Here is a 26143-nt window from a genome sequence, read left to right on the forward strand (position 1 = left end):
CATGAGTGAGAGCGCGGTCAAGCGGCCGTCCGGACGCGGACGCTTCGTCACCTTTGAAGGCGGTGAGGGGACGGGCAAGTCGACCCAGATCAAGAAGCTCGCCGACCGCCTCAAGGCAGCAAGGATGCGCATTCTCGTCACGCGCGAGCCGGGGGGATCGCCGGGCGCCGAGATCATGCGTCATCTGCTTCTGTCGGGGATGGGAAAGCTGCTCGGCCCCGAGGCCGAGACGCTGCTGTTCGCCGCCGCCCGTGACGACCATGTCCGCACCGTGATCGAGCCCGCGCTCAACCAGGGCGCCTGGGTGCTGTGCGATCGCTTCGCCGACTCGACGCGGGCCTATCAGGGCAGCCTCGGCCAAGTGCCGGCGGGCCTGATCAACGCGATGCAGCGGGTCACGATCGGCGATCTCAAGCCGGACCTCACCATCATCCTCGATTTGCCTGTCGAGATCGGCCTCGGGCGCGCCGTAACGCGCCGCGGCAGCGCCACGCCCGACCGGTTCGAGGGCGAGCAGCTCGCATTCCATCAAGGGCTGCGCGAGGCCTATCGCAAGATCGCAGCGGATGAGCCTGCGCGCTGCGTGCTGATCGACGCCAATTCCGACGCTGATACGGTCGCCGGGCGGGTCTGGAACGCGGTCCGCGAGCGCCTGCTTCCCACGCCTGCCTCGGTGATTTCCGCATGAGCCCGCGCCAGGCCGAGCGCGAGACTGCCACTCCGCATCCGCGCGAGACATTGAAGCTGTTCGGCCATCGCGAGGCCGAAGGCGCGCTGCTGACCGCTTATCGCAGCGGGCGCATTCCGCATGCCTGGCTGATCGGCGGACCGCACGGGATCGGCAAGGCGACGCTGGCCTATCGCATGGCGCGCTTCGTACTCGCGCATGGTCAGCCGATGGCGCCAGCCGTGCAGCGCGCCGAGGATCTCGCGATCGACCCCGATGATCCCGTGGCGCGACAGGTCGCCGCGAGCTCCCATGGCGGCCTGCTGACGCTGGAGCGCACCGCGAATGATCGCGGCGTGATGCGGACCGTGATCACTGTGGACGAGACGCGCGAGACCATCGGCTTCTTCGGCTCGACGGCGGCGGCCGAAGGCTGGCGCGTCTGTATTGTCGACACCGTCGATGAGCTCAATCCGAATGCGGCCAACGCACTGCTGAAGATCCTGGAGGAGCCGCCGCAGCAATCGCTGTTCCTGCTGGTGAGCCACGCGCCCGCGCGCGTGCTTGCTACGATCCAGTCGCGCTGCCGCAAGCTGCGTCTGCGGCCGCTTGCTACGGACGACGTGATCGGCGCGGCGGCTCTGGCTGCCGATCTCGGTCCGAACGATGAGGCCTTGCGCGAGGCCGCGGAGGCCTCCGAGGGCAGCGTCGCGCGCGCGCTGACACTGCTCGGCGGCGATGCGCTCAAACTCCAGCAGCGCACCGCGGCGCTGCTGGCGCGCCTGCCGCAGGTCGATCCGCGCGAACTGCACACCCTCGGGGATTCGCTTCCCACCAACGACCGCGTCGCACTTGCAGCCTTTATCGATGGCATCGACCGCTGGATCGCCGAAAGCCTGCATGCGGACGAGGCCAACGCCAACCAGAACTTGCCGCGCCTTGCGCGCTTAAGCGAGGTATGGGAAAAGATCGTCCGCGCCGCGCGCGATACCGAAACCTATAATCTGGAGCGCAAGCCCTTGGTTTTCTCGGTGTTCGGCTGGCTGGCGGACGCAACGCGCTAGAGCATGATCCGGACAAGCGCGAAGCGGTTTTCCGAAAAAGATCATGCGCAAAACAACAACCTAACGCAGGTTCGTTTCCAACTTTCGATCGGCCGGTAAAGGAATTCGTCGTGGCAGCGCGAGCTAAGAAGAACGTCAAGGGCAAGAGCAGCAAGAAGGCCGCGAAGAAGGCTGCGAAGGCACCTGCGCGCAAGGGCGCCAAGAAGACCAAGAAGGCTGCGGTCGGGAAGGGCGTGAAGAAGACGGCAAAGAGGGCCGGCAAAAAGGCTGCGAAGAAGCAGGTCGTCGCCAAGAAAGCCTCCAAGAAAGGCTCCAAGAAAGGCTCCAAGAAAGCGTCGAAGAAAACGGCTGTCAAAACGCCCGCCAAGGCTCCGGCAACGAAGGTGGCGAAGAAGGCGAGGGTGACCACGGCCACCGCAATCGCCGCGCCGGCGCCTGCCGTCGCTCCGCCGAAGGCCGTGAAGCCCAAGGTATCGAAATCCAAGGCCCCGCCTGCGTCGAGGCCGCTGGCTGCACCCAAGGCGGTAGAGTCTGCTGCCGCTCCCGCGCGGGACAACATCTTCTACATCACAACCGCGATCGCCTATCCCAACGGCCATCCGCATATCGGCCACGCCTACGAAGCGATCGCCACCGATACGCTGGCGCGGTTTGCGCGGCTCGACGGCAAGGACGTGTTCTTCCTGACCGGCACCGACGAGCATGGTCAGAAAATGGTTCAGACCGCACAGAACGAGGGCCTGAATCCGTCGGCGCTCGCGACCCGCAACGCCGGCCGCTTCAAGGAGATGGACAAGCGGCTGAACGTGTCGTTCGACCGCTTCATCCGCACCACCGAGGAGCAACATCATCGCTCGAGCCAGGAGATCTGGCGACGCATGGAAGCGAACGGCGACATCTATGCCGACATCTATTCGGGCTGGTACTCGGTCCGCGACGAAGCTTATTACGCCGAGGACGAGACGCGCCTGAACGACGAGGGCGTGCGGCTCGGGCCGCAGGGCACGCCGGTCGAATGGGTCGAGGAGAAGAGCTACTTCTTCCGCCTGTCGGCCTATCAGGGCAAGCTGCTGAAGCTCTACGAGGAGCATCCGGATTTCATCGGCCCGGACTCGCGCCGCAACGAGGTGGTGAGCTTCGTCAAGGGAGGCCTGCGCGATCTCTCGATCTCGCGCACGACGTTCGACTGGGGCGTCAAGGTGCCCAGCGACGAAGAGCACGTGATGTATGTCTGGGTCGACGCGCTGACCAACTACATCACCGGCGTCGGTTTTCCCGACGAAAGCGACAAGAACTGGCGTTACTGGCCGGCCGACGTGCACATCATCGGCAAGGACATCATCCGCTTCCATGCGGTGTATTGGCCGGCTTTCCTTCTGTCGGCTGGGATCCCGCTGCCGAAGCGGGTCTATGCCCACGGCTTCCTGTTCAACAGGGGCGAGAAAATGTCGAAGTCGGTCGGCAACGTCGTCGACCCCTTCAATCTCGCCGACCAGTATGGCGTCGACCAGATGCGCTATTTCTTCCTGCGCGAGGTGCCGTTCGGCCAGGACGGCAACTATAACCACGAGGCCATCGTCGCGCGCATCAATGCCGATCTCGCCAACGATCTCGGCAATCTCGCGCAGCGCTCGTTGTCGATGATCGCCAAGCAGCTCGGCGGCGTGCTGCCGGAGCCCGGCGAGTTCAGTGACAACGATAAGGCGATCCTGGCAATGGCCGACGGGATGGTCACAGCCAGTCGCGAAGCGATGGCGACGCAGCAGATCCACCAATGGCTCAACGCGGTGTGGGCCGTGGTCGCGGAAGCCAACCGTTATTTCGCGGGCGAGGCGCCGTGGGCGCTCGCCAAGACCGATCCTGCGCGGCAGAAGACGGTGCTCTACGTCACCGCTGAAGTCGTGCGCCAGATCGCGATCCTGGCCCAGCCGGCGATGCCGACCGCCTCGAACCTGCTGCTCGATAGCCTCGGCATTCCCGAAGGAGAGCGCAACTTCGCCATGCTCGGCGGCGCCAAACGGATCGCACCCGGCTCGGTGCTGCCCGCGCCCACGCCGGCATTCCCGCGCTACATCGAACCGGCGGCCTGAGGCGTTCGCTCCATGCTGGTCGACAGTCACTGCCATCTCGATTTTCCGGACTTTGCGGAAGATCTCGACGGGATCGTGTCGCGTGCACGTGCGGCCGGAATCGGCCGCATGGTCACGATCTCGACGCGGGTGAAAAAGCTCAACCAGCTTCTCGCCATCGCCGAGCGATTCGACGACGTCTACTGCTCCGTCGGCACTCATCCGCACAACGCGGATGAGGAAGACGGCGTCTCGCCGGACGAGCTGATCGCACTGACCGGGCATCCCAAGGTGGTCGCGCTCGGCGAGGCCGGGCTCGACTATTTCTACGACAACGGCTCGCCGGAGGCGCAGGCGAGGGGCTTTCGTGCGCACATCGCCGCGGCGCGCACGACCGGCCTGCCGCTGGTCATCCATACCCGCGAGGCCGACGAGGATTGCGCCCGCATCCTGGAAGAGGAGGCGGTCAAGGGATCGTTTCGCGCCGTGCTGCATTGTTACACCGGCGGGCGCGAGCTGGCGCTGAAGGCGGTGTCGCTCGGGCTGTACATCGGCTTCACGGGCATCCTGACCTTCAAGAAGTCTGAGGCCTTGCGTGCGCTCGCAGCCGAACTGCCGTCCGATCGTATTCTTGTTGAAACAGACTCGCCCTATCTTGCGCCCGGCAAGTTCCGGGGTAAGCGCAACGAGCCGGCCTATGTGGTCGAGGTCGCCAAGGTGCTCGCCGAAACACGCGGCGTGTCGCTCGAAGAGATCTCGCGCCAGACCAGCGAAAACTTCTTTCGCCTGTTCTCAAAGGTGAAAATCTAGGATTGGGAGCCGCATGACGCTGACGCTGACGATCCTGGGTTGCGGCTCCTCCGCCGGCGTGCCGCGCCCGGCACTCGGCTGGGGCGCCTGCGATCCCAACAATCCCAAGAACCGCCGCCGCCGCTGCTCGCTGCTGGTCGAGCAGGCCGGCGAGCACGGCACGACGCGGATCGTCATCGACACCTCGCCTGACCTGCGTGAACAACTCATCGACGCCGATGTCGATCATATCGACGCGGTCTTCCTCACCCACGAACATGCCGATCAGACTCATGGGATGGACGATCTGCGCTCGGTCGTATTGCATATGCGCAAGCGCATTCCGACCTATTTCAATCAGTCGACCGCCAAGGACGTCATGGCGCGGTTCTCTTATTGCTTCATCTCGCCGGAGGGCAGCGACTATCCGCCGATCCTGACGCGGCATTCAATCGAGGCGGGCGAGAGCCAGACCATCTTGGGGAAGGGCGGCGCGGTGAAGATGACCGCCTTCCTGGTTCGGCACGGCCAGATCCCCGCGCTCGGCTACCGCATCGGCAATGCCGCCTACACGCCCGACCTCGACGACATCCCACGCGAGAGTTTTGGCGCGCTCGAGAACCTCGATCTCTGGATCGTCGACGGCCTGCGGTACCAGAGTCACTCCAGCCATTTCAGCATCAATGACGCGTTGTCCTGGATCGAGCGCTTCAAGCCGAAACGCGCCGTCATCACCAACATGACCGCCGACGTCGATTACGAGGTGATCCGGCAGTCGCTGCCCGCGGGCGTTGTACCCGCCTATGACGGGCTGCGGCTGGAGACGCACTGAAAGTAACGGATCGCCCGGGCCGAGGCGGGCGCGTCAGCGCTGAGGGCCCTAACTGAACCACGGGACCAAGCCGGCTGTGGCCGAGAAGATCGCGCCCATGATGAAGTACATGATGACGCGCATCTTGTGCAGGAACAGGATCACCAGACATAGCGCAGAACGGCCCTGCCGGTATAGGAGCGCACGAGGCTCGACAGCTCGCTATCAATATTCGCCGAGGCCGACCAGCCATTCAGGTCCCGCAGCTCGAGCGCAACACCTGTGAGAGCGGCGTTCGGCGCCAATGCCGTGCCGCCGACGATGAACCCCTGGCCGGGCAGGGACTGGAACGCGGCGGGGATCGATTGCCCCGCGCTGAAATCATGCGCCCAGGCGAGCCGCCCGCGCAGGTTCATGACGCTTCCGAGCAGTGCGAAGGACGCGCTCGTGCGCACGCCGAGCTCGGTCCGGCTGTCGGTGAAACTGTTGCCGTCGGGCGCGGCCGGCAGCACGTCGGTCAGGTAGGCCGACTGCGCCACACTGGACGGCAGGCGGAAGGTGGTGATCTGCGCCGCCGCGTAGGGCGTGAGGCCGAGCCAGGGCATGGCAAAGCGGTAGCCGCCTTCGAGGCGACCGGAATAGGCGTTGGCATTGACGGCCGCGTTGACTTGGCGGGCGCCGGCCGGCGTCACCTGATAATCCCCGGTGATGGCCTGCCAGCCGTAAGCGAGCGCGGTTGCGACATAGGCCGGCCCCATCGAGTGCCTGGCGAAGGCGCCCGCCTGGAATAGATCGGAGCGGCCGCTGGAGAAATTGTTGGCGAAGCCGGTGCCGCCGCCAGCGAGCGCAAAGCCCATCCGCGTCTGCGGCGAGAGCAAATAGTCGGCGCCGACCACCGTGCCGAAACTCCGGCTGGCGGAGCCGCTGCCCTCGGCCGACACCTGCGAGCAGCCGAAGCCGGCAGCCCAGACGTTCCAGTGCGCCGTCGCGAGCGAGGGTTTGCCGTAGATCGCCGCATAGGCCTCACGCCCGATGCCGCCATGGGTGCGGTCGTTTCCGATCTCGGCGTAAGCGGCGAGTTCTGCATCCCATCCAGCAGGGCCGATACCACGTCCGTCGATGGCGGGATCGAGCAGGGCTTGCGTGAACTGGGTCATCGCGAGGAACGTGGCTTGCGCCGTCTCGGTCTGCGTTGCGTTGCGACTGGCAATACTGACGACAAAGCCTTGCTGCATGCCTAAGCGCGCGGCGGCGGAAGCGCCGGACGGACCGGCGCTCGATCCGTAAGGCGGCGGCGTCCCGCCGCCATTACCGTTGCCGAGCGGCGCGCCGCCGCCCGCCGACATCAGCTGCGGGCCACCAGACATGGCACCACCGATGCCGCCGCCAACGGTGTTGATGATGCTGAAATTAATGACGTTACCCGGCCCGTTCGGGCTTGGCGTGAAATTCTCGGTCTGCCCGAATGCGCCGAACTCGCGCATCGCCTGCGCAGCGGCCGCATCGGGCAGCAGCAGTCCAGCCGTCAATAGCAGCAGCGCCAGACGCGCACGCACGTCCGGGCTCACGACACCAGCCGCATGAAGCGCCCCAACAGCGCCGGTCGCCGGCCACGCAGCCCGCGCGGCGAATCATATGGAAGCGGCGAATCCGACGGGAGCGAAACGTAAATGCGTCCCTAATGTTTTTCCAATCTTTTCCTGACGTGTCGTGATGTCAGCAAACACACGCAATCGGTTTCACGACAACACACGATCGTCACGCGCATGCAGTCTTGTTTCCGGATGTTTCCAGCGTTGGATCGAGTCAGGCCGAGATCGCCTTCGCCGAGCCCACCTCCTTGCGCAGCAGGAATTTCTGGATCTTGCCGGTGGACGTTTTCGGGATCGGTCCGAACACGACGGCCTTCGGCGTCTTGAAGCCGCTCAAATGCGTGCGACAGAAAGCGATGATCTCGGCTTCGGTTGCGCTGGCGCCGTCCTTCAGCTCGACGAAGGCACACGGCACTTCGCCCCATTTCGGATCGGGCTTGGCGACCACGGCGGCGAACAGTACGGCCGGGTGTTTGTAGAGGACGTCCTCGACCTCGACGGACGAAACGTTCTCGCCGCCGGAGATGATGATGTCCTTGGAGCGGTCCTTGATGGTGACGTAGCCGTGCGCATCGAGCACGCCGAGATCGCCGGTGTGAAACCAGCCGCCCTCGAACGCTTCCTTCGTCGCCTTCTCGTTCTTCAGGTAGCCCTTCATCACGATGTTGCCGCGGAACATGACCTCGCCGATGGTCTCGCCGTCGCGCGGCACCTCACGCATCGTCTGCGGATCGATCACGGTGACGCTTTCCTCGAGCGGGTAGGGCACGCCCTGGCGTCGCTTCATGCGGGCGCGTTCGGCGGCGGGAAGCTCGTCCCAGCCGGGTTGCTCGGCGCAGACGGAGGCGGGGCCGTAGACCTCGGTCAAGCCGTACACATGCGTCAGCTTGATGCCGATGTTCTCGGCGCCTTCCAGCACCGCGACGGGCGGCGCCGCACCTGCGATCAGGCCGACGACGCGGCGGGCGCCCTCGCGCGTCGGCGCGTCGGGGGCGTTGATCAGGGTGTTGTAGACGATCGGCGCGCCGCACATATGCGTGACGCCGTGGGTCCTGATCAGCTCGAAGATTTTTGTCGGCTCGACCTTGCGCAGGCAGACATTGACGCCGGCGGCGGCCGCGATGGTCCAGGGAAAGCACCAGCCGTTGCAGTGGAACATCGGCAGCGTCCAGAGATAGACCGGATGCTGGCCGAGATTGCCGGCAAGGATGTTGCTGACCGCGTTGAGATACGCGCCGCGGTGATGCGTGACGACGCCTTTGGGATTGCCCGTCGTGCCCGAGGTGTAGCTCAGCGCGATCGCGTTCCATTCGTCGCTCGGCCCGATCACCGTGAAGTTCGGATCGCCTTGCGCGACGGCAGCCTCGTACTCGATCTCGCCGATGCGCGTTCCCCCCTTGAAGGCGGCATCGTCGACGTCGATCACGAACGGCTTCGGCCCGCTCATCTGCGCCAGCGCGTCGGCGATGATGCCGGAAAATTCGGGATCGACCAGGATGATGCTGGCGCCGCCATGGTCGAGCTGGAATGCGATCGACGGCGCATCGAGGCGGATGTTGAGCGCGTTGAGCACGGCGCCGGTCATCGGCACCGCGAAATGCGCCTCGTTCATCGCCGGAATGTTCGGCAGCATCGCCGCGACGGTGTCGCCGACGCCGACGCCCTTGCCGGCGAGATATGAGGCAAAGCGCTTGCAGCGCTCGAAGGTCTGCGCCCAGGTGAAGCTGCGGCCCTCATAGACCGTGCTGACGTGATCGGGATAGACCGCGGCGCTGCGCGCGAGGAAGCTGAGCGGGCTCAGCGGCACGTAGTTGGCGGGGGTCTTGTCGAGGCCGATATCGTACTGGTTCTGCTGCGCACTCATCGACACCCTCCGCAAAAGCGTCTCAAAGGAATCCGATCGAGATCCAGGGGAAGACCGCGACGATGATCAATCCCACCAGCAACGCCAGCAGATAGCCCCAGATCGGCCTGATGCCTTCGGCCGGATCGACGCGTCCGATGGCGCAAGCGGCATAATAGCCGACGCCGAAGGGCGGGGCGAACAGGCCGATGCCCATGGCGAGAATGATCACCATGGCATAGTGCACCTCGTGCACGCCGACGGCGCGGGCGATCGGAAACAAGAGCGGCCCGAACAGCACGATCGCCGGGATGCCCTCCAGCACGCTGCCGAGGATGGTGAAGGCGAGGATCGAGACGGCGATGAAGGTCGCAGCCCCGCCCGGCAAGCCGGTCATGGCGGATGCCAGCGAGCGCGAGAAGCCGGATTGGGTCAGGCCCCAGGCCATGCCGGTGGCAGTGCCGATGATCAGCAGGATCGCGCCCGACAGCGCCGCGGTCTCGACTAGCATGGGAAACAGCCGCCGCCAGTCGAAGCGGCGGTAGACGATAAGGCCGGCGAGGGCGCCATAGACGATGCCGATGGTGGAGACTTCGGTCGCGGTGGCAATGCCCTCGACCACGGCGTAGCGGATCACGAAGGGCAGCGCGAGCGCGGGCAGGGCGACGATGAAGGTCCTGCCGATTTCGCCGGCCGTGGCACGGCGGACATGGCTCATGTCCTCGTAGCGGTAGCGCCACCACACCAGCATGCAGAGCGTGAGCGCGAGCACGACGCCGGGCAGCAGGCCGCCGGTGAACAGCGCCGCGATCGAGACGCCGGTGACCGAGCCGATCGTGATCAGCACCAGGCTCGGCGGAATGGTTTCGGTCTGGGCGCCGGTTGCCGCCAGCAGCGCGACGAGATCGCCGGGACGGGCGCCGCGCTGCTTCATCTCCGGGAACAGCACAGGCGCGACCGCCGCCATGTCGGCGGCCTTGGCGCCTGATATGCCGGAGACCAGGTACATGGCGCCGACAAGAACGTAATGAAGGCCGCCGCGGACATGGCCGAGCAGGCTCGCCAGGAACGCCACCATGGCCCGCGCCATGCCGGTCATCTCGATCAACAGCCCCAGAAACACGAACAACGGTACCGAGAGCAGGATGAGGTGGCTCATGCCCTCGTCCATCCGTCCGACCAGCACCATGACGGGCGTGCGCGTGGTCAGCGCGAGATAGCCGAAGATCGCGAGCCCAAAGCCGAACGCAATGGGAACGCCAGCGAACACGCAGAAGCCGGCGACGCCGACGAAGAAGATGACCAGGTTGAGATTACCGAGCGGCCGCAAATATGGCTGTGCCAGCCAGAACAGACCGACGACGACGGCAACGGACAGCGCGGCCGTCAGCACCATCCGGTAATCGGCCGTGCGCACGAGCCGCAGCAGGGCAAACGCCGCCATCAGGCCGATGCCGGCCGGCAGCGCGGCGGCGCGCCAGATGTTCGGGATCTGGAGCGCCGGCGTGGTGATGAAGCTTTCCTCGTAGGCGTAGTCCCAGGAGGGCCAGACGATCAGCACCAGGAATGTCAGCGCCGCGCAGACCGCGACCAAATCGAGCCAGGCCCGCATCGCTGGGCCCGCGCTGGCGACGATTGCGGTCATGCGCATGTGCTCGGAGCGGCGGAATGCGACTGCGGCGCCCAGCATGGCCAGCCACAGGAACAGGATCGAGGCGAGCTCGTCCGACCAGATCAGCGGCCGGTGCAGGCCGTAGCGGGCGACCACGCCGGCGAACAGGATCGCGATCTCGGCGACGACCAAGATCGCCGCCGGGATTTCGACGAGGAGGCCGAGCAAGCGCTCGAGCGATTCCAGCAGCGAAGGTCGGCGAGGGGACTGAACAGCCGCCTCGCCCGCCACGCCGTTCGCCTCGACCTCGACATGAGCCATGACGGCTCCCAACGCGTTACGACAGCTTGCCGACGGCCTTTTCCAGCAGGTCCCAGGCCTGGTCGCCATACTTGCCCTTCCACTCGGCATAGAAGCCGGCGGCGCGCAGCTTGTCGCGGAACGGCGCCACAGTGGGCTGGTTGAAGGTCAAGCCCTTGGCTGCGAGCTCCTGCTGGAGATTGGCATTGAGCTTGGCGGTGTCCTCGCGTTCTTTCACCGCGGCGGCATTGATATGCTTGGCGACGATGGTGCGCACGTCCTCCGGCAGCGCGCTCCAGGCGCGCCGGTTGGCCAGGAACCAGAAGCCGTCCCACATGTGGTTGGTCAGCGAGCAGAACTTCTGCACCTCATAGAGCTTGGCGGTCGAGATGATCGCCAGCGGGTTCTCCTGGCCCTCGACGATCCTGGTCTGGAGCGCGGAATAGACCTCGGCGAAATTGATGGAGGCGGGCGCCGCATCGAAAGCCTTGAACATCGAGGTCCACAGCGGCGACACCGGCACGCGGATCTTGAAGCCCTTCAGATCGTCGGGGCCGTTGATCGGCTTGGTCGAGGACGTGGTCTGGCGGAAGCCGTTGTCCCAGATCTTGTCCATGACCTCGAGGCCGGCCTTCTTGATTTCGCCGCGGACATGGGCGCCGAGATCGCCGTCCATCGCCTTCCAGACCGTGCCGTAGTCCGGGAACGCGAAGCCGATGCCGTTGATGGAGGCGGCCGGCACCAGGGTCGACAGGATCAGGCCCGACAGCGTGAAGAATTCGACGCCGCCGGAGCGGATCTGGCTCAGCATGTCGGTGTCGGAGCCGAGCTGGTTGTTCGGGAAGATCTGGAGGTCGAACTTGCCATTGGTCTCGCTCTTGATCGCGGCGGCCATCTCCTTGGCGCGCACATTCAGCGGATGGGTGTCCGGCAGGTTGTTGGCATATTTGTAGCTGAACTCGGCGCTCTCTGCGCGGGCCACATGGGGCGCACCGAGGCCGCCCAGGACCGCGGTCGAGGCCTTGAGAAGCGTGCGTCGGGAAAAGCGCGTTGAAAAGACCATGGGTCTGCTTCCTCGGAAGGTTTGTTGTTGTTCTGAGACGCAAACCTATACGGACGGACGGTCAGAACGTCATCTGCGATCTCGCGAAGCCTCGCTTATTGCAGCCGGACATCACCACGGCAATATCGGCTTTCGGCAGACGCACCGGATTCAAAATCTGAGAACAACCCCATGCACAGTAGCCGTCAAGAGCTGAGGCGAGGGTCGAGGCCGGCGCCGGAAAACGCGCCGTAGCGAAGGCTCGGCGGCAGGAATTCTGCCTAAATATTTGATCTGATTGTAGAAAAACATATTCCATAATATACCTTATGCGAATTCCAGATATGAATGGCGCAGGTCAGCTCGGCCAAATCTAAGGCTACCGAGAACCCCGCTCCCGGCTCAGAATTGTCTGTCGACAAGCACGGACAACGGACGCAGCCAAGCCGCGCCAGCCCATTGGGAGGTCCACTATGCAGGAGCACGTCACGCGCGCGTCCGGCTCGCGCGCTATTCCATTCGACGCCGCCAAGCTCGACGGTCTGATGGAAGCTGCAGGACTCGATGTCCTGATCGCGACCTCCAAGCACAATGTGCAATACCTCCTGAGCGCTGAGCGCGCGATCTTCTTCGATTACATGGACGCGGTGGGCGTCAGCCGCTATCTGCCGGTGCTGGTCTATCCCAAGGGCGCGCCCGGGAAGTCGATTTATATCGGCCACCGGCTGGAGACCCATCAGCGCGCCGTGGCGCCGCCCTGGGTGCCGCAAGTCCGGACCGAGTCCAACGGCTCGGTCGACGCGATCATGCGGGCCGTGAGCGCCCTGAAGGACACGGGCGTGCCGATGAAGCGGATCGGGGTCGAGATGGCGTTCTTGCCGATGGATGCCGGCCGGGCGCTGGCGGATGCCCTGCCCGGCGCCGAGCTCAAGGACGCGCTGCTGGTGCTGGAGCGGCTGCGCGCGGTGAAGTCAGCGGATGAGCTGGCAAAGCTCAGGACGGCGTCCGAGCTTGTCATCGCATCGATGCTGGAGGTGATCGCCGGACATGGTCCTGGCACGACCAAGCAGCAATTGTCGGACGCCTTGCGCGTCGCCGAGGTCAATCGCGGCCTCACCTTCGAATACTGCCTGCTGGCCTGCGGCAGCAGCCACAACCGGGCGCCGTCGGCGCAGCGCTGGGAGCAAGGCGAGGTGCTGTCGCTGGACTCCGGCGGAAATTATCACGGCTATATCGGCGACCTCGCGCGCATGGCCGTGCTGGGCGAGCCGGATGCCGAGCTGAAGGATTGCCTCGCCGAGATCGAGGCGGTGCAGCGCGCCGCCTTTGCCGCGGTCCGGCCGGGCACGATGGGCGGCGAGATCTACGTCGCGGCCGAGCGGCAGCTCGCCCAGATCCCGCAGCGCGACTGCACGGACTTTTTGGCCCACGGCATGGGCCTCGTCACCCACGAGGCCCCTCACCTGACCGCCAAAGGTCCGGTTCCCTATGACGACACCGACGCTCGGCGACCGCTCGAGCCTGGCATGGTGGTGTCGATCGAGACGACGATGAAGCATCCGAAGCGCGGGTTCATCAAGCTCGAGGATACGGTCGCGGTGACGGCGAGTGGGTACGAGATTTTTGGTGAGGGCGGGCGTGCTTGGAATTTGGGCGGGAGCGCGCTCTAGCGCAGCGGCAGCAGATCGAGCTGGCTCTGCGCCTTCTTGACGACTGCTGCGAACCAACCCTGCCTCGGCGCTTCCTTGGCGAAGCATTTCGTGTAGGCGTCCATGGCCTGGTCCTCTTTGGCGATGGCGTCCTGCGGGATCTTCCTGGCCATCATCTGCTTCCAGACTTTTTCGCAGGCGGGGATCTCGGCCGTCTTCACCGCATCCGCTACGGCAAGGAAGTAGACCTTGTCGCCCTGGATCGCGACCACATCGATCTCACGCGGCGATCCCTTCAGGTCGCCATTGCCGCGCACACCGAGCACGGCGACCGCGACGCTCGCGGATGCGGGCTTCGTGATCGGCAGCTCGGCATATTTGACGAAGGCAGAGTCCTGGATGGCTTGATAGTAGAAGCGGTCGGACCTGAAGGCCGCGCCAATCTCCTGCGGCATGCCGTCCTCGCGGTGTTCGCGCAGCCAATGCTTGAGCAGCGCGGTCGTGGTCACAACAGCCTGCATCTTGTCGCCCTCGGAGGCGAAGCCGAGCCCGTCGAGATGGCCGAAGCCGGAGTCTCCCTTGAAGAGCGTGTCGACATTCGACTTGCCGTCGGCTGGCAGCCCCTCGATGGCGACGGGTCCGACCAGGTTGCGCAGCGCGCCTGTCAATTCTCCGAGCGCCGCATCGTGCTGCTTGGTGGTCTCGTCGTTGTCCTTGGCTTTGGAGAATTTTGCGATGTAGTGGTCGCGCAGGTCGAGACAGTGCTGCTCGGGACTGGCCGCATCAGCGGGCGTGGCGAAAGCGAGCAGGCAGAGCAAGGCGAACGATCTCATGCGATTTCCGGCAAGACGGGGGCGATCTCCAGTCTTTGTGCCGCTGCGCGGCGTGAAGGTTCATCCGAGAGGGACATACACGTCGCGGCCTATTCCGCCGGCGTCAGCTGCCGGCTCAGGCGCAGCGCCGCCGTCTCGCGCACCCGGATCCGGGCGCGCCGCTTGCGCCACCAGATCACGAGGCCGGTGACCGCGAGCGCCGCCACGACCAGCCCCATGACCGAGATCAGGATGCGGCCGAACAGTCCGACGATGCGGCCCGAATGCAGCGGGAATTGCGCCTGCACGAAGATATCGGCGGGGGTGCCGACCCAGGGCAACCGCTCGCCGAGCGGACGGCCATCCTCGCTGTCGTAATAGAGCTGCGCCGGGCCGACGCCGCCGGCGCCGTGGTCGTCGCCCGGATGGAAGAAGGCGGCGGCATAGACGCCGTGGGCCGGTCCGTAGTTGATCGAGCCGACCGGGACGGTCCAGCCGCGCGCCTTGGCGTCGGCCGCCGCACGCGCGGCGATCTCGGCAAAAGTCACCCTGGGCTCGATGGGGTCGTCGAGATCGCGATACGGCCGCTGCTCATAGGGTGTCGGCGTGTAGTTCGACACCATCTTCATCAGCGGCGAGAACACCTCGAAATAGAGGTTCAGCGAGAACGCCGTGAAGGCGATGATGAACAGCACGCCCCAGGTCCACAGGCTGAAGGCGCGATGGATGTCGAAATTGATCCGGTAGGCGCTGCCCGAGGTCTTGATGGTCCAGGCCGGCGCCCAGCGCGCCCAGAAGCCGCGCGCAAGCTGGCGTGTGACGGCCGGCGCCCGCGCCGCCCTGGCGCGCCGGCGCGACGGCAGCGTCAGGTAGAAGCCGACGAAGCAGTCGATGGTCCAGATGATGGCGATGATGCCGAGCAGGCGCATGCCCCAGCGGTCGCTGCCCCAGAATTCCGGGATATGCATGGTGTAGTGCAGCTTGTACAGGAACGAGACGAAATTCTCCCGCGTCACCGGCCACACCGCGCCCCAATAGCGCCGGCCGAGCTCCGCGCCGGTGTTGGGATCGAGGAACACCTGGTTGTAGTCGATCGTGAAGCGCTTGCCCGTGGCGGGATCGATCCGCGGCACCACAAAGAACCACAGCGAGTGGCCCTCCTCCGGCGTCATGAAGAGATAGACGACGCGCGCGCGGGGATCGCGCTGCTCGATCATCTTGGCGAGCTCGATCGAGGGAATCGCCGGGCCTTTGCTGGTGACGTCGAACAAGCGGCTGTTCAGGACGTCGTCGATCTCGTGATCCCAGGAGATGATCGCGCCGGTGACGCCGGAGAAGAACAGGAAGCCCGCCGTCAACAGTCCCGCCCAGCGATGCAGCTTGCCGAATATCGTTCTCATCGTCGTCGACTCTCATCAAGCGGTCCGGCGGGCCTTTGCCGGGGGCCGTCCTCTGACCGAACTCACCAGCGGTAGGTCAGCCTGCCGATCGCCTTGCGTCCCTCCGCGTAGAAGCAACCGGACAGGCTGTAGCAGGCTGCGACATAGCGGGTGTCGGCGAGATTGGTGACGTTGAGCGACAGGCGCCAATTGTCCCTGCTGTAGGCGAGCAGCGCATCCAGCACGGTCGAGGCTCCCACCTTAAACGTATTGGCGCCATCGCCCCAGGTCGCGCCGACATAGCGGATGCCGCCGCCGAATTGCAGGCCGTCGAGCGGGCCGCTCTGCAGCGTGTAATCGCTCCACAGTGAGGCCCGGTTGAGCGGCACGGTGACCGGCGCCTTGCCGACATTCACCGGATCCTGCGTGACCATGGCATCGATATAGGCGTAGGCCGCACGCAGGTTCCAGCCGTCGGCGAGCGACATCGTGCCTTCGAGCTCGATGCCGCGCGATTTCACCTGACCGGTCTGTTCGGCGAGATAGCTCGGCGGCGCATAGGTGACGACGTTGTCACGCGTCAGGTCGAAGGCGGCGAAGGTGAATAGCGCATTCCAGCCGGGCGGCTGGTATTTGACGCCGACTTCGTACTGAACGCCGGTTTCAGGGTTGAGCATCTGGCCGCCGGCTCCGGTCGCGAGCACCGGCAGGAATGATTCCGAGTAGCTGAAATAGGGCGCGATGCCATTGTCGAAATTGTACATCACGGCGGCGCGGCCGGTGAAGGCCGAGGCATCCTTCGAAACAGTCGTATTGGAGATGCCGCTGTCGACCTGTGTCGTCACAAAATCCTGGCGGCCGCCGAGCTGGAACGACAGACGGCCGAGTTTGATCTGGTCCTGCGCATAGAGGCCGACCTGTGACTGCTTGGCACCGGTGTTGTCACTCATGGCGCCGATGGTCCAGTCGTAGCTGTAGACGGGATTGAAGACGTTGACCGTCGGCGAGGAGGTCGTGACGCTATAGGCAGTGTCGCGGAAGTCGGTGTTGCGATAGTCGATCCCGATCAGCGTGATGTGGCTGAGGATGCCGGTGGTGAACTTGCCCTGGAGCTGATTGTCCACCGCGAAGGAGTTGATGTACGAATTGCTGGTGCTGCCATGGCGCGCGAGCTGCCCTGCGGTCTCGTCGGTATAGCCGCCGCCGTAAAACACCTTTTCCTCGTTGTGCTGATAGGCGTAGCGCAGGTTCTGCCGGAACGTGATGGTGTCGGTGAAGTCGTGCGAAAGCTGATACCCCGCGGTCGCGATCTCAGTATTGAACGCATCGAAGCCCGGCACGCCCGCGAAGAAGGAGACCGGAATGGTGCGGCCGTTGTTCGGCCACACCGTGCCCGAGGCCGGCAGGAACTGGAGGCCCCACCCTGCCCGGTCGCGCTGATAATTGGCGAGAAACGTGATGGTGGTGTCCTCGTTCGGCTTGAAGGTGACCGCGGGTGCGATGAAGACGCGGTTGTCCTTGGTAAAGTCGACCTGGGTCTCGCCGTCGCGCACCACGCCGGTGAGTCGCCACAGCACGGTGCCATCCTTGTTGGCGGGGCCGCCCATGTCGAACTGGCCTTGATAGCGGTTGAAGCTGCCGCCGGAGATCGAGACCTCGCCGAACTGCTGCGCCGTCGGCAGCTTTGTCACGTAGTTGAGAATGCCGCCGGTGCCGCTACCGCCATACATCGCCGAAGACGGGCCCTTGAGCACCTCGATGCGCTCGGCGCCGTAGGGATCGAGGCCGTTGAAATGCACGTAATTGCTGGAGGGAATCCGCAAGCCATCGACGTAGAGGCCCGGCATGGTCATGTCGAAGCCGCGGATCTGGAGGCCGCCGAAGCGGGTGTCCGAGCCGCCATTGACGTCACCGCTGACACCGGCGGTATAGCGCAGCGCCTCGCCGATCGAGACCGCGCCCTGGTTCCTGACCTGATCGGTGGTGACGACGGAGACCGACTGCGGCGTCTCGATCAGCGGCGTATCCGTCTTAATCGCCGTGCCGCTGCGCGTGGCGACGAAACCGCGCACCGGACCATTGGCTCGCTCACGCGTGGCGCCGTTCGATGCCGATTGTGTCGGCGCAGCTTGGGTCGCCGGAGTGCGGCGGGTGACGCGGGAGGCGCGTGCCGCCGCCGACCTTCGTGACGAAGCAATTGCCGCGGGACGAGCGCGCTGCGCGGGTGCTTCCACGGTGACGGCAGGAATCTGCACCTGCGCCTTTGCACAATCGAAGGGAACGATGAGACTCAATGTGCCGACCGCTCCGAGGAAAAGCACCTCAATCGATCGAACACGCGCGCCGGAACGCGCAAGCATCTGGAAGTCGGTCACGTCTGTCGAAGCCCCACGCACTGCCGGCTTTTGCCGGTACCGTTTTGATGTCCCGCCCTAACTCAGGCGATTTCGGAGTGCGATAGGAGCTGCGTTAGAATTTCTCCAGACGTGTGCGCAGCACGTGCGGCGAATGCGCCCACATGCAACGCGATGCTGCGTCTTTGGAATTTGAATACTTCCAGACAGACGAATGATAGCCTGTTCGATGTCGTGCAAGCCGATGTCGTGCAAGCCGATGTCAGCGCTGCCGCAGCCGGCGATTGACCCGGCGTGCGAGATAGTCGCCCGCGCTCTGCACCAGCTGCACCAGCGCGATCAGCACGACGACGACGGCGAGCATCATCTCCGGCATGAAGCGCTGATAGCCGTAGCGGATGCCGAGATCGCCGAGGCCGCCGCCACCGACGGCACCGACCATGGCGGAATAGCCGAGCAGGCTGACCACCGCGAGCGTCAGCGCCAGCAGCAGGCCCGGCTGCGCCTCGGGGATCAGCACCTTGAACACGATCTGCATCGGCGATGCCCCGAACGAGGATGCGGTCTCGATGAGACCGCCGTCGACCTCGCGGACCGCCGCCTCGACCAGGCGCGCGATGAACGGCGCCGAAGCAATGGTCAGCGGCACGATCGCCGCAGTCGAGCCGATCGAGGTGCCGGCGACGAGCCGCGTGAACGGGATGATGGCGACGACCAGGATGATGAAGGGTGTCGAGCGCGTCGCATTGACGACGATGCCGAGCACGCGGTTGACGAGGGGCGCAGCGAACAGCTCGCCTTTCCGGCTGGTGGCGAGGAATACGCCGAGCGGCAGGCCGAAGACAGTGCCGAGCAGCGCGGCGATGCCGACCATGTACAGGCTCTCGAAGGTGGCCTGCAGAATCAGGTTGAGGAGTTCAGGCGACATAGCCGAGGCGCTCCGCCGGGAATTGATGTTGAGACAGCCAGGCCAGCGTCCGCGTACCTGCGTTCTCGCCGCCGGGAATACCTAATGTCAGGGAGCCCACATGCTGGCCGCCGATCTCGTCGATGCGGGCCGACAGCAGCGCGACGTCGACACCGAGCTCGCGCGCGAGCCGCGCCACCAGCGTGTCGCCGGCCCCTGCTCCACGCACCTGGACGCGGATCACGGCCTGTCTGCCGGCAGACGGCTCCGCTGCAATCCGGCTCGCCAGCGAGACCGGCAGGCTGTCGCCGATCGCTTCAGCCAGGAAGGACTGCGTGATCGGATGTTTGGGATGGGTGAAGATGTCGGCGACGTGGCCGCTCTCGATGACGTGGCCGGCATCCAGCACGATGACGTCCCTGGCAAGCTGGCGCACCACGGACATTTCATGGGTGATCAGCACGATGGTCACCCCCAACTCGCGGTTGATGCTCGCGAGCAGATCGAGGATCGCCCGGGTGGTCTGCGGATCGAGCGCCGAGGTCGCCTCGTCCGACAAGAGCACGCTCGGCCGTGTCGCCAGCGCCCGCGCAATGCCGACGCGCTGCTTCTGGCCGCCGGAGAGTTCCGAGGGATAGCGGTCGTGCTTGTCGGCGATGCCGACCAGCGCCAGCAGTTCGGCGACGCGGGCGCGGATGTCGGCTTTGGCCCAGCCGGCGATCTCGAGCGGCAGCGCGATATTGTCGGCGGCGGTGCGCGAGGACAGCAGGTTGAAGTGCTGGAAGATCATGCCGATCGAGCGCTGCGCCAGCCGCAGCTCGCGCCCAGCGAGCGCCGAGATGTCCCTGTTGTCGACGATGACGCTGCCCGCGGTCGGCTTCTCCAGTCCGTTGATCAGCCGCACGAGGCTCGATTTGCCGGCGCCGGAGCGGCCGATCACACCGGTGATCGAGCCGCGCGGAATGGCGAAATCGATATTTTGCAGCGCGTTGACGCCGGGCTTGCCGCGATAGGCCGGATAGGTTTTTGAGATGCCGACGAACCGGACCATGGCGTCGGTTTCGATCGCGGCAGGTGGGATCGCTTCAAGCGTTTCGATCGGCGGTCCGATCGCAAGCGATTGGTGGGCGTTCATGGAGGCGGCCTTCATACCGAAGAATTGGTTCGTCCGCAGGCCTCTCAGCCATACCGCGAGCCGGGTCGGAGCGAGGGACAAAATGGAACTGCGACCGAGCGCTGAAGCGCGCTGCACCGCAATATGCACCATTGCCGTTTCGGGTCTTTGTTGCAATGTCAGATTTTTGCGGGGAGTTGGGCGAAATTTTCCAAAACCCTTTCCGGCAGAGAAAATTCATCTGCCACGGTCAGCCGCGAACCATTTGATGAAGCCGATCTCGTTGATGCCAGAGTCAGGACCGAGCTGAAATAGAAGAACACCTCCCAGGCGCTGTTCTCGCTGACGCGCCAGCGGTCATGAAACCTCCCTTTCAATCGTCATCGCGTGCAACACGGCGGCCGGACCGCGCTGCAACGACGGCTCGACAGGCGGGCAAGATTGCGCCTAATCTTCCGCCCATGAGCCAAAATCACGACCACGATCACGACCACCATCATCATCACGATCACGATCATTCGGAGCTGTCCGAGACCGAGCTGCGCGTGCGCGCGCTCGAGACGATCCTGACCGAAAAAGGTTATGTCGAGCCGGCTGCGCTCGATGCCATCATCGAGGCCTATGAGACCAAGATCGGCCCGCATAACGGCGCGCGGGTCGTTGCCAAGGCCTGGACCGATCCGGCCTTCAAGCAGGCGCTGCTCGAGGATGGCAGCAAGGCCATCGGCACGCTCGGCCATGTCAGCCGCGTCGGCGACCATCTTGTCGTGGTCGAGAACACGCGAGAGCGCCACAACATGGTCGTGTGCACGCTGTGCTCCTGCTATCCCTGGGAAATGCTGGGCCTGCCGCCGGTCTGGTACAAGGCCGCGCCCTACCGCTCGCGTGCCGTGAAGGACCCGCGCGGCGTGCTCGCCGATTTCGGCGTCAGCCTGCCGAAGGAGATCGAGATCCGGGTCTGGGATTCCACCGCCGAGACGCGCTTTCTGGTGCTGCCGATGCGTCCCGCGGGCACGGAAGGCTGGAGCGAGGAGCAGCTCGCCGCGCTCGTGACCCGCGATTCCATGATCGGCACCGGCTTTCCCAGGACGCCCGGAGCGCCGTCGTGAACGGCGTGCACGACATGGGCGGCATGGATGGCTTCGGCAAGGTCGAGCCTGAGCCGAACGAGCCGATGTTTCACGCGGAGTGGGAGTCCCGCGTGCTGGCGATGGTGCGCGCGATGGGCGCAGCTGGCGCGTTCAACATCGACACCTCGCGCTTCTACCGCGAGACGCTGCCGCCGCATGTCTACCTGTCCAGCTCCTATTACAAGAAATGGTTTTTGGGGCTGGAGGAGATGCTGCTCGAGAAGGGCTATCTCACGCGCGAGGAGGTCGCCGCCGGCCACGCGATGCAGCCGGCGAAGGCCCTCAAGCACGGCAAGTTCGATCTCGCCAATGTCGAGCGCGTGATGGTACGCGGCAAGTTCGCCCGCCCTGCCCCGGCGCCGGCCAGGTTCAACATCGGCGATCGCGTCCGCGCGAAGAACATCCATCCGGCTACGCACACGCGGCTGCCGCGCTATGTCCGCGGCCATGCCGGCGTGGTCGAATTGAACCATGGCTGCCACGTGTTTCCGGACTCGGCGGCGATGGAGCTCGGCGAGAATCCGCAATGGCTCTACACCGTCGTGTTCGAAGGCCGCGAGCTCTGGGGTGCGGATGGCGATCCGACCTTGAAGGTTTCGATTGACGCGTTCGAGCCCTATCTGGACCCTGCGTGATGAGCAGCGTGCTTGCCGCCGCCGCGACGGCGGCCATTCCAAGCATTCCCCGCGATGACGACGGCCCGGTGTTCCGCGCGCTTTGGGAGGCACACGCGTTTGCGATGGCGCTGACGCTCCACGAGCGCGGCGTGTTCACCTGGCCGGAATGGGCCGCCGCGCTGGCCGACGAGATCAAGCGGGCGCAGGCCGCGGGCGATCCTGACACGGGCGAGACCTACTACCTGCACTGGCTCGCCACTCTGGAGGGTTTGGTCGCACGCAAGGGCGTCGCATCGATCGAGACGCTGCACCGCTATCGGGACGCCTGGGACCATGCCGCCGACCGCACACCGCACGGCAAGCCGATCGAGCTGCGGGACGAGGATTTTGCGGAGTAGTCTAGCGCCGCGTGGCGTTACGGACGCTGTTGCTCCAACCAACACTGTCATTCCCCGCGAAGGCGGGGAATCCAGGACGCCGCGGCCCCTCGGCTCAAGTACGGCCTCTGGAATACTGGATCGCCCGCTTTCGCGGGCGATGACAGGTGTGGTGACGGCAGCAGCGGAGACCGGAGCGCTATTTGCGCCCCGCCGCAAACTCCCGCCACCCTTTCGCCCGCAGGCTGCACGCCGGGCATTCGCCGCAGCCGTAGCCCCAGTCATGCCGCGCGCCGCGTTCGCCGAGATAGCAGGTGTGGGAGTGCTCGCGGATGAGGTCGACCAGGCCGTCGCCGCCGAGGTCGTGTGCCAGCTGCCAGGTCGCCGCCTTGTCGATCCACATCAAGGGCGTGTGCAGCTCGAATTGTCGCGCCATCCCGAGCGAGAGTGCGGCCTGCATGGCGCGGATGGTGTCGTCGCGGCAATCGGGATAGCCCGAATAGTCGGTCTCGCACATCCCCCCGACGATGTGGCTGATGCCGCGCCGGTAGGCCAGCGCTGCCGCAAAGGTCAGGAACACCAGGTTGCGGCCGGGCACGAACGTATTCGGCAGACCGTCGGCGCCCATCGCGATCGCGACATCGCGCGTCAGTGCCGTCTCGGACACGGCCGCGAGCGTCGGGACCGACAACGTGTGGCTCTCGCCGAGCTTTGCGGCCCAGTCGGCGCGCAGGCCCTTGAGGCCGTCGACCAGACGGTCGCGGCAGGCGAGCTCAATGGCGTGACGCTGGCCGTATTCGAACCCCAGCGTCTCGACGCGCGCAAAGCGGCTCAGCGCCCAGGCAAGGCACGTGGTGGAATCCTGGCCGCCGGAAAACAGCACCAGGGCGGTTTCAGTCGAAAATCCGTCGCTCATGACCCGCGCTTTAGCACTGCGGAACGAACCCGCCAATCGGTGGAAATCGGCCTGTTCCGCCCCGCCGCGCTGGGAACGGCGGCCTCGTTTTGGCATAAGGCTGGAGGCCCAGGAGACTGCCACGCAATGACCCCTTCCCGCGACATTTCCCGCCTGATCGAGATCATGGCGGCGCTGCGCACGCCGGTGACCGGCTGCCCCTGGGACCTCGAGCAGAATTTTTCGACCATCGCGCCCTACACGATCGAGGAAGCCTATGAGGTGGTCGACGCCATCGATCGCGGCGATCTCGACGATCTCAGAGAGGAGCTCGGCGATCTTCTGTTGCAGGTGGTGTTCCACGCCCAGATGGCCTCGGAGCAGAACGCGTTTGCGTTCGGCGATGTCGTCGAGGCCATCACGCGAAAAATGATCCGCCGCCATCCCCATGTCTTCGCCGACAAGGACGGCAATCTTGCCTCCTCCCACGTCAAGGAGGTCTGGGACCGCATCAAGGCCGAGGAGAAGGCCGAGCGCGCGGCACGCCGGCCGTCGGTGGAGACGCAGCCGCACAAATCGCTGCTGTCGGGCGTGAAGGCCGGCCAGCCGGCGCTGACGCGCGCGATGGAGCTGCAGCGCAAGGCCTCTACCGTCGGCTTCGACTGGAACGATCCGCGCGCGGTGCTGCAAAAGATCCGCGAGGAAGCCGACGAGATCGAGGCCGCGCTCAACCGCAACGACAAGCAGGAGCTCGCGGAGGAGACCGGCGACCTGATGTTCGCCCTCGTCAACCTCGCCCGCCATGTCGATGCCGATCCGGAGGCCGCTCTGCGTGCGACCAACGCGAAATTCGAGCGGCGCTTTGCGTTCATCGAACGGGCGCTGAAAGCGCAGGGACGCACGCTGGAGCAGGCGTCACTGGCGGAGATGGATGCGCTGTGGAATGCGGCGAAAGCCGAGACGAAGCCAATGCCGGAAGAACGCCAGGAAGTGCGCCGCTAGCTTCGCTGTCGTCCCTGCGAACGCAGGGACCCATAACCACAGGCAGCAATTTGGCGAAGGCTCGAAGTCAGGTGCGCGTCGTTACGACGACTACCCTGGCAATATAGATCACGCGGCATGGGTCCCGGCGTTCGCCGGGACGACACCTATCATGTGGCGTGACGCGGCACGGCGTCGAACCTCGACACCACGATATCCCGCTTGGTCTCGTCCACCCGCACGGTCATGTCGAAGCGGCCGTCGTGCAGCTCCTTGGTCAGCACCTCGGAATTGCGGTGCAGCCAGCTGATGCCGGCACCGTCGGCGGCATCGATGGAGAGATCGAGCGTGGTGCGTTTGGCGGCAAGCCGTTCCTCGATCGCGCTGAGCAGTGCGTCGATCCCCTCGCCTGAGACGGCGGAGACCAGCATCGCCGGATGATCCTCGGGCCTGCGCGCGGCAATGTTCAAAAGCTCTTCACGCTGCTCGGCATCGTAACGGTCGATCTTGTTCCAGACCTCGATGATGCGGCCGCTGTCGTCCGGGTTGATGCCGAGCTGGCGCAGCACCGCGTCGACGTCGCTCTGCTGCGCCTCGGCGTCCTCATGCGAGATATCGCGGACATGCAGGATCACGTCGGCCTCCAGCACCTCCTCCAGCGTGGCGCGGAAGGCGGCGACGAGCTGGGTCGGCAGATTGGAGATGAAGCCGACGGTGTCGGACAGCATGGCCTTGCCGCCATGCGGCAGGGTGAGCGCGCGCAAGGTCGGATCGAGCGTGGCGAACAGCATGTCGGCGGCCTGCACGTCGGCCCGCGTCAGGCGGTTGAACAGCGTCGACTTGCCGGCATTGGTGTAGCCGACCAGCGCGACGACGCGATACGGCACGCGCTGGCGGCCGGCGCGATGCAGCCGCCGCGTCGCCTGCACCTTCTTCAGCTCGCCCTCGAGCTTGGAGATGCGCTCCTGGATCAGGCGGCGGTCGGCTTCGATCTGCGTCTCGCCGGGACCGCCCATGAAGCCGAACCCGCCGCGCTGGCGTTCGAGATGGGTCCAGGATCGCACCAGGCGCGAGCGCTGGTAGTTGAGATGCGCAAGCTCGACCTGCAGCGAGCCTTCCCTAGTCTTGGCGCGGCGGCCGAAGATTTCCAGAATGAGCCCGGTGCGATCGAGCACTTTGGCATGCAATTCCTTCTCGAGATTGCGCTGCTGGATCGGCGCCAGCGCGCAATCCATCACCACGAGCTCGACGTCGAGGCTCTTGGCGAGCGCTGCAATCTCCTCGACCTTGCCCTTACCGATATAAGTCGCGGGGCGGATCTGGCTGATCGGTGCGATGATGGCATCGGCGATGACGAGGTCGATCGCGCGCGCAAGGCCTGCGGCCTCGTCGAGCCGGGCCTCGGCGTCGCGCTGGACATGGCTCTCCGACTGCGCGTCGGCACTTCCCGCACGCACCCGCAAGTAGGGGCCGATGACAAGCACCCGCCCCGTCTGCTGAGCCCCTGCCGACCGCGGACGGTCGGCATCCCCGTCAAAATTCCGGGGTTCCAATCAGATCACTCTCAAGCCGGCTGATCCTCGCCGCCTTCGAACAGCTGGATCGGAGCGCCCGGCATGATGGTCGAGATCGCATGCTTGTAGACAAGCTGCGAGTGACCGTCGCGCCGAAGTAGTAAGCAGAAATTGTCGAACCAGGTCACGATGCCCTGGAGCTTCACTCCGTTGACCAGAAAGATCGTCAGTGGCGTCTTGGTTTTGCGAACGTGATTAAGGAAGGTGTCCTGTAGGTTTTGTGCGCGGTCTGCCGCCATTGTTTTTTTCTCGCTTTGAGTTTCTTTTTATTGCGCCGGTTGCGACCCTCTTCTGAACATGGTGGGGCCTCTTCCGGTTGCCGCTCCTCATGAGATCCCCCTCGGAGGAACAGCGGTTCGATTAGAGGGCAGGACGGCTTATTAGGCAAGCCGCTTCAGGCGGCAGACCACGTCCGTTTTCTCCGAAAAACTACGGAAATAGATGTTTTTCCTCGCCAATTCCGTAGGTGTTGCCGCAACGTCGCGGCACCGGAGCTATTTCCGCCCCAAACTGAACGGGGCTCCGGATTCCTGTTTCGGCGCGCGCCCTCTGTATGCCGACCGGT

22 protein-coding genes are annotated in these 26143 nt (G+C 65.0%); 10 read left to right on the forward strand and 12 right to left on the reverse strand.

Features of this window, described 5'->3' with window-relative positions:
* The first annotated feature begins 1 nt into the window (after position 1).
* The 5 genes from tmk to JJB99_RS19695 all read left to right on the forward strand — a co-directional run bounded on the left by tmk (position 2) and on the right by JJB99_RS19695 (position 5421).
* The gene (gene tmk, locus JJB99_RS19675; RefSeq protein WP_200493993.1) at positions 2–688 is read left to right on the forward strand and encodes a dTMP kinase; all 687 of its coding nucleotides are present in this window, start codon (positions 2–4) and stop codon (positions 686–688) included.
* Positions 685–1731, forward strand: coding sequence for a DNA polymerase III subunit delta' (locus JJB99_RS19680; RefSeq protein ID WP_200493994.1), 1047 nt, complete (start codon positions 685–687; stop codon positions 1729–1731). Before tmk ends, JJB99_RS19680 begins: the two co-directional genes overlap by 4 nt.
* Positions 1732–1841: 110 nt before the next feature.
* Complete coding sequence (gene metG / locus JJB99_RS19685; RefSeq protein WP_200493995.1) at positions 1842–3821, forward strand: methionine--tRNA ligase; 1980 nt, start codon at positions 1842–1844, stop codon at positions 3819–3821.
* Positions 3822–3833: 12 nt separating this feature from the next.
* Positions 3834–4610 (forward strand): TatD family hydrolase, encoded by a 777-nt coding sequence (locus JJB99_RS19690; protein WP_200493996.1) that lies wholly within the window; start codon positions 3834–3836, stop codon positions 4608–4610.
* Positions 4611–4623: 13 nt separating this feature from the next.
* On the forward strand, positions 4624–5421 hold the full coding sequence (locus tag JJB99_RS19695) for an MBL fold metallo-hydrolase (RefSeq protein ID WP_200493997.1): 798 nt from the start codon (positions 4624–4626) through the stop codon (positions 5419–5421).
* 140 nt (positions 5422–5561) lie between these two features.
* Here JJB99_RS19695 and JJB99_RS19700 read toward each other — a convergent pair whose 3' ends face one another.
* The 4 genes from JJB99_RS19700 to JJB99_RS19715 form a co-directional block, all read right to left on the reverse strand.
* The gene (locus JJB99_RS19700) at positions 5562–6956 is read right to left on the reverse strand and encodes an autotransporter outer membrane beta-barrel domain-containing protein (RefSeq protein ID WP_200493998.1); all 1395 of its coding nucleotides are present in this window, start codon (positions 6954–6956) and stop codon (positions 5562–5564) included.
* A 250-nt stretch (positions 6957–7206) separates the two neighbouring features.
* Positions 7207–8856 carry an acyl-CoA synthetase gene (locus JJB99_RS19705; RefSeq protein ID WP_200493999.1) on the reverse strand — a complete coding sequence of 550 codons (1650 nt, stop codon included), beginning with the start codon at positions 8854–8856 and terminating at the stop codon, positions 7207–7209.
* 22 nt (positions 8857–8878) lie between these two features.
* A complete protein-coding gene (locus JJB99_RS19710) occupies positions 8879–10768 on the reverse strand; it encodes a TRAP transporter large permease (RefSeq protein WP_200494000.1) in 1890 nt (629 codons plus the stop codon).
* A 16-nt stretch (positions 10769–10784) separates the two neighbouring features.
* A complete protein-coding gene (locus tag JJB99_RS19715; protein WP_200494001.1) occupies positions 10785–11810 on the reverse strand; it encodes a TRAP transporter substrate-binding protein in 1026 nt (341 codons plus the stop codon).
* 452 nt (positions 11811–12262) lie between these two features.
* On the opposite strand from JJB99_RS19715, the gene JJB99_RS19720 reads away from it, so the two are divergent.
* Complete coding sequence (locus tag JJB99_RS19720; protein ID WP_200494002.1) at positions 12263–13459, forward strand: M24 family metallopeptidase; 1197 nt, start codon at positions 12263–12265, stop codon at positions 13457–13459.
* Here JJB99_RS19720 and JJB99_RS19725 read toward each other — a convergent pair.
* The 5 genes from JJB99_RS19725 to JJB99_RS19745 form a co-directional block, all read right to left on the reverse strand.
* A complete protein-coding gene (locus JJB99_RS19725; protein ID WP_200494003.1) occupies positions 13456–14271 on the reverse strand; it encodes a hypothetical protein in 816 nt (271 codons plus the stop codon). The genes JJB99_RS19720 and JJB99_RS19725 overlap by 4 nt on opposite strands.
* An 89-nt stretch (positions 14272–14360) precedes the next feature.
* Positions 14361–15650, reverse strand: coding sequence for a siderophore utilization protein FsrB (gene fsrB / locus JJB99_RS19730; RefSeq protein ID WP_200494004.1), 1290 nt, complete (start codon positions 15648–15650; stop codon positions 14361–14363).
* Between the two features lie 62 nt (positions 15651–15712).
* On the reverse strand, positions 15713–17701 hold the full coding sequence (locus JJB99_RS19735) for a TonB-dependent siderophore receptor (RefSeq protein WP_200500225.1): 1989 nt from the start codon (positions 17699–17701) through the stop codon (positions 15713–15715).
* A 544-nt stretch (positions 17702–18245) separates the two neighbouring features.
* Positions 18246–18911 (reverse strand): methionine ABC transporter permease, encoded by a 666-nt coding sequence (locus tag JJB99_RS19740; RefSeq protein ID WP_200494005.1) that lies wholly within the window; start codon positions 18909–18911, stop codon positions 18246–18248.
* Positions 18901–20040 (reverse strand): methionine ABC transporter ATP-binding protein, encoded by a 1140-nt coding sequence (locus JJB99_RS19745; RefSeq protein ID WP_200494006.1) that lies wholly within the window; start codon positions 20038–20040, stop codon positions 18901–18903. The genes JJB99_RS19740 and JJB99_RS19745 overlap by 11 nt, the downstream gene beginning before the upstream one ends.
* Before the next feature lie 425 nt (positions 20041–20465).
* On the opposite strand from JJB99_RS19745, the gene nthA reads away from it, so the two are divergent.
* Genes nthA through JJB99_RS19760 form a run of 3 tightly spaced genes read left to right on the forward strand, consistent with a single transcriptional unit; the run spans position 20466 to position 22149 of the window.
* On the forward strand, positions 20466–21113 hold the full coding sequence (gene nthA, locus JJB99_RS19750; RefSeq protein ID WP_200494007.1) for a nitrile hydratase subunit alpha: 648 nt from the start codon (positions 20466–20468) through the stop codon (positions 21111–21113).
* On the forward strand, positions 21110–21769 hold the full coding sequence (gene nthB, locus JJB99_RS19755; RefSeq protein ID WP_200494008.1) for a nitrile hydratase subunit beta: 660 nt from the start codon (positions 21110–21112) through the stop codon (positions 21767–21769). Before nthA ends, nthB begins: the two co-directional genes overlap by 4 nt.
* Positions 21769–22149, forward strand: coding sequence for a nitrile hydratase accessory protein (locus tag JJB99_RS19760; RefSeq protein ID WP_200494009.1), 381 nt, complete (start codon positions 21769–21771; stop codon positions 22147–22149). The genes nthB and JJB99_RS19760 overlap by 1 nt, the downstream gene beginning before the upstream one ends.
* Positions 22150–22327: 178 nt before the next feature.
* Here JJB99_RS19760 and queC read toward each other — a convergent pair whose 3' ends face one another.
* On the reverse strand, positions 22328–23044 hold the full coding sequence (gene queC, locus JJB99_RS19765; RefSeq protein WP_200494010.1) for a 7-cyano-7-deazaguanine synthase QueC: 717 nt from the start codon (positions 23042–23044) through the stop codon (positions 22328–22330).
* A 126-nt stretch (positions 23045–23170) separates the two neighbouring features.
* Between queC and mazG the strand changes: the two genes are divergently transcribed.
* On the forward strand, positions 23171–24025 hold the full coding sequence (mazG, locus tag JJB99_RS19770; RefSeq protein WP_200494011.1) for a nucleoside triphosphate pyrophosphohydrolase: 855 nt from the start codon (positions 23171–23173) through the stop codon (positions 24023–24025).
* A gap of 149 nt (positions 24026–24174) precedes the next feature.
* Here mazG and hflX read toward each other — a convergent pair whose 3' ends face one another.
* Positions 24175–25557 carry a GTPase HflX gene (gene hflX / locus JJB99_RS19775; protein WP_200494012.1) on the reverse strand — a complete coding sequence of 461 codons (1383 nt, stop codon included), beginning with the start codon at positions 25555–25557 and terminating at the stop codon, positions 24175–24177.
* 11 nt (positions 25558–25568) lie between these two features.
* The gene (gene hfq / locus JJB99_RS19780; RefSeq protein WP_007591126.1) at positions 25569–25817 is read right to left on the reverse strand and encodes an RNA chaperone Hfq; all 249 of its coding nucleotides are present in this window, start codon (positions 25815–25817) and stop codon (positions 25569–25571) included.
* Positions 25818–26143: the final 326 nt, after the last annotated feature.

Origin of the sequence: Bradyrhizobium diazoefficiens, assembly GCF_016616235.1 — a bacterium.
In the GTDB taxonomy this organism is placed as follows: Bacteria; Pseudomonadota; Alphaproteobacteria; order Rhizobiales; family Xanthobacteraceae; genus Bradyrhizobium; species Bradyrhizobium diazoefficiens_H.